The sequence below is a fragment of the Streptomyces sp. NPDC057438 genome (genome assembly GCF_042802995.1).
GTDB lineage: Bacteria > Actinomycetota > Actinomycetes > Streptomycetales > Streptomycetaceae > Streptomyces.
Genome location: NZ_JBHVDD010000210.1, coordinates 1 through 1,256 on the forward strand (window position 1 = coordinate 1; position 1,256 = coordinate 1,256).

Annotated in this window: 2 protein-coding genes; both read left to right on the forward strand. The window is 66.7% G+C overall.

Translation table 11 applies throughout. The annotated features are described in order from the left end of the window. Nucleotides 1-224: hypothetical protein (locus ACFU5F_RS42425; protein WP_383899043.1), on the forward strand; the 224-nt coding region annotated here is incomplete at its 5' end. A gap of 286 nt (nt 225-510) precedes the next feature. Further along, the gene (locus ACFU5F_RS42430; RefSeq protein ID WP_383899045.1) at nt 511-1,206 is read left to right on the forward strand and encodes an FAD-dependent monooxygenase; all 696 of its coding nucleotides are present in this window, start codon (nt 511-513) and stop codon (nt 1,204-1,206) included. Nucleotides 1,207-1,256: the final 50 nt, after the last annotated feature.

The following is a 1,256-nucleotide window of genomic DNA, read 5'->3' on the forward strand; positions in this document are numbered from 1 at the left end:
GGCTGAAACTGCAGGTCAACCGGGAGAAATCGAAGATCGTACACGCCCGAGCGGCGACGCTGCTGGGGTTCGGCTTCTACTTTGCCCGGGGTGGAAAGGTCGGAATCCGCATCGATCCGAAGGCGGTCAAGCGCCTCAAGGCGAGACTGCGGGAGCTGACCTCTCGCCGGGCGCGCTCGCCCCCCGCCCAGGGGCCATCGGACCCCACACGAGCCCCTGGGTAGCCGCCAGCAGCCCTCCAGGAAGCCCGCCAGCGTCGCCCGATCACGCGAGCGGCATCGGCCAGATGGGCTGTTACCTGGGACGACGCGCAGACCACGAGTTGCCACGTCACTTGCCGACCGACTCGGTGGCCAACCCCGCCCATCCACGAAGGCGCGTACGGGTGCTGGTGACCTCCCGACGGGCCTTGACAGGGCACCACAGATCCAAGAAGCTCCTAAATATCGCACCTGCATGAGCGATATTTGTAAACTTGGATCGGTCCGGTTACGTCAGGAGATCCCGCGCATGCCACACCCAGCCCCCGCCTCTTCCGTGCACTCCTACGACATCGTGATCGTCGGGGCCGGTCCCACCGGTCTGACCCTTGCGAACCAGCTCGGCCTCTGCGGCGTACGAACCCTGCTGGTCGAGGCGGAGGAGAAGCTCATCGACTACCCACGCGGCGTCGGCATGGACGACGAAAGCCTGCGTGCGTTCCAGCAGATCGGCCTCATCGACGAGGTGCGCCGGCACACCACGCCGCACCAGATCATGCGGTTCGTCAACGGACGGGGGAGGCTGCTGGCCGAACTCGACCCCCGGACCGACGAATTCGGCTGGCCGCGGCGCAACGGCTTCATCCAGCCACTGGTCGACGCCGAACTGCTGGCGGGGACGCGCCGGTTCGCGAGCGTGGACGTTCGCTTCGGACACCGGATGGAGCGCTTCGCCGAGGTCCACGACGGCGTGGAGGTCGATCTCATCGACGCCGACGGCGAGCCCCTCACCGTGCGCGCCCGGTACCTGGTCGGTTCCGACGGCGGGCGCAGCCTCACCCGCAAAGCCCTCGGCCTGTCCTTCGAAGGCTCCACCGAACCCACCCGCTGGCTGGTGGTCGACCTGCGCAACGATCCGCTGGGTACCCCCAACGCCTACCTGGGGTGCGACCCGGACGGCCATAGGGTTGACCAGGTTACGGAGCTGCGAGAGCCTCTCTCTTAGAGACTTCTGTCGCTGCCGACGAAGTAGGTAGTGTAGATCTAGGTGGGCGA

Excerpts from the sequence above, each read along its gene's own strand:
- ACFU5F_RS42430 (WP_383899045.1), top strand. The coding sequence starts at position 511 with ATGCCACACCCAGCCCCCGCCTCTTCCGTGCACTCCTACGACATCGTG.